At 47.6% G+C, this 2,362-nt stretch carries 3 protein-coding genes; 1 reads left to right on the top strand and 2 read right to left on the bottom strand.

Translation table 11 applies throughout. The annotated features are described in order from the left end of the window. Positions 1–555 (top strand): sulfite exporter TauE/SafE family protein (locus ACTHUM_RS11635; protein ID WP_440402935.1); only part of this gene is annotated, 555 nt, incomplete at its 5' end. 52 nt (positions 556–607) lie between these two features. On the opposite strand, the gene ACTHUM_RS11640 is transcribed toward ACTHUM_RS11635, so the two are convergent. After that, a complete protein-coding gene (locus tag ACTHUM_RS11640) occupies positions 608–1,141 on the bottom strand; it encodes an SMI1/KNR4 family protein (protein ID WP_070459738.1) in 534 nt (177 codons plus the stop codon). A gap of 411 nt (positions 1,142–1,552) precedes the next feature. Then, the coding region (locus ACTHUM_RS11645) for a 3'-5' exonuclease (protein ID WP_440402936.1) at positions 1,553–2,362 on the bottom strand (810 nt) is incomplete at its 5' end.

Consider the following 2,362-nt stretch of genomic DNA (forward strand, 5'->3'; position numbering starts at 1 on the left):
GTATGGCATATTGTGCCGGTTGGCATTGTTGCGGCTTTAATTGGGGCATTTGTCGGTGCAAAAGTCATTTTGATTCTTCCGGTGGAAACCATCAATTACATTATTCTTGCGTTTTTGCCCATAGGCTTGCTGGCAACTTTGTTTAAAGGTGTTTTGCTGAAAAAAGAAGACGAGCGTGGCGAGATAAAAAAATCCGTTATCGCCGTATTTTTAACTTGTCTGATTGTTGGTTTTTATGACGGTTTTTTTGGCCCGGGTACAGGTAGTATTTTCATCATTGCTTTGTTTGTCATTAACAAATTGTCGTTGTTGCAGGCTTCGGCTACTTCCAAGATTTTCAATTTTGCTTCTAACATCGGGGCATTTGTTGCCTTCTTGATAGCAGGGAAAATGGCGTTCCTAATCGGAATCCCGATGATTTTGGCAAATTTGTTGGGCAACCATTTTGGCAGCCTCCATGCTATCAATTCAAACGGGGAAGTTATTCGTAAGGTTTTGGTCGTAACGGTTTTGCTGATTATCGTTTCAATGGCATATAAGGCTTTTTCGGCTTAATAGGTAGATGTTAAAAGGCCGTCTGAAAAATTTTCAGACGGCCTACTCTTTATTAGTTATCTAAAAACTCATCTTCATGCCGCAAGTTGCGGATAAAGGTTTCAAAATCGGGGGCAAGTTCGACTATTTCAAAATCCCATTCTTGTTCGACAAGCACCACTTTCGGCTCGCCGTCTTTTCCACACTCTCGATAGTCCAAGGCAAACAGGGCATGACCTCCTGACGGGTCGGTGGCCAAATACACGCCGATAGGCGGATACTCCCATTCTTCCAGCCAAAGTTTTTGCCCCATCGCGCCGCACAGACTTCCTTCTTTTTCAAAACCGATTCCCGACATCTCGCAAATTTGCACATGATCTTTCGCCCACGAATTTTTCTGCGTGGTCGGAAAGCAGTTTTTAACAAATATCCCGCCGTTTTGTACTGCCATCAATTCAATAAAACTTTGCGGCAATTTATAGCCTAGCTCACTTTCTACGGCAGCCAAAATTTCAGGGGTAAACGGGGCTTCTTTGTAGTTTTCATCTGCCCAACTATTAGTTTTCCATACGGAGGACAAATCAAAATCTTTAAAAACTTGGGACATAATGTTCTTCCTTATTGATTTCAGTTATAAACAGGGGTTAGGTATCTATACCCGACTTTTATCGTCCGTCATTCCCGCCTGCGCGAGAATGACGGCGGAGGTTTCGGCAAAAATTGCTCCTCCCTTTTTCAGACGACTATTTGCCTTGTTCTTACTACAGTTTTTCTGCCGTAGGTCGGATTCTCAAATCCGACATTTTCCAACAGCGTTTTTTCGGAAACGATAGACGCACCAAATGTTTTTTGTCGGATACAAGTATCCGACCTACATCTCTATTTGCCTCGTCAATGTGCATTGTAGCGTGGGCTTTGCCCAAGATAATGTCAGCTAAAAAGGTCGTCTGAAATTTTGAGTTTGATTCGTAGGCAAAGCCCACGCTACGGGTTTCAGACGACCTCTGTCATCTCCCTTCTACATCTCTTCCAGTTTCGCAAACTTGGTATCCAGCTCTTTCACGCCCTGTTTGCCGAAGTTGATGGTCAGTCGGGCGGATTCGCCTTTGTCCACGGCATCGATGATGACGCCGGTGCCGAATTTGGCGTGGCGGACGTTTTGGCCGATGCGGAAGCCTGCGTAGGTTTGCGGCTGTTTGAAGTCTTCGATGATTTTGTCCCGTTGTACGGCGGTTGGGCGTGTATTGCCGTAGCTGTCGTAGGCGGGTTTTTTGACGGACAGATAGTGCAATACTTCGGGCGGGATTTCTTCGACGAAGCGGGAGACGATGCCGAATTGGGTTTGTCCGTGAAGCATTCGTTGTTGCGCCATGGTGATGTAGAGGCGTTTGCGGGCGCGGGTGATGGCGACGTACATGAGGCGGCGTTCTTCTTCGAGGCCGCCGCGTTCGGCAAGGCTCATTTCACTGGGGAAGCGGCCTTCTTCCATGCCGGTGAGGAAGACGGCGTTAAATTCCAAACCTTTGGAGGCGTGGACGGTCATCAGTTGTACGGCTTTTTCGCCTGCGCCTGCTTGGTTTTCGCCGGATTCGAGGGCGGCGTTGCTCAAGAAAGCGAGGATGGGGAAGGCGGGGTCGTCTGAAATGTTTTCGGGCAGGGTTTCAAAGTTGCTGTCTTCGGGTTTGAATTCGATGGCGGCGTTGACGAGTTCATCGAGGTTGTCGAGGCGGTCTTGGTTGTCGCCTTTTGGGGTTCGGTAGTGTTCGGTCAGTCCGCTGTCTTTGAGGATGCCGACGATGATTTCGGACAGGGGCATTTGTCCGACTTG

Source organism: Neisseria sp. P0021.S006, from assembly GCF_051956895.1.

What these genes read in the sequence shown, in the direction of transcription:
- ACTHUM_RS11640 (WP_070459738.1), bottom strand. Translation starts at nt 1,141, where the DNA reads ATGTCCCAAGTTTTTAAAGATTTTGATTTGTCCTCCGTATGGAAAACT.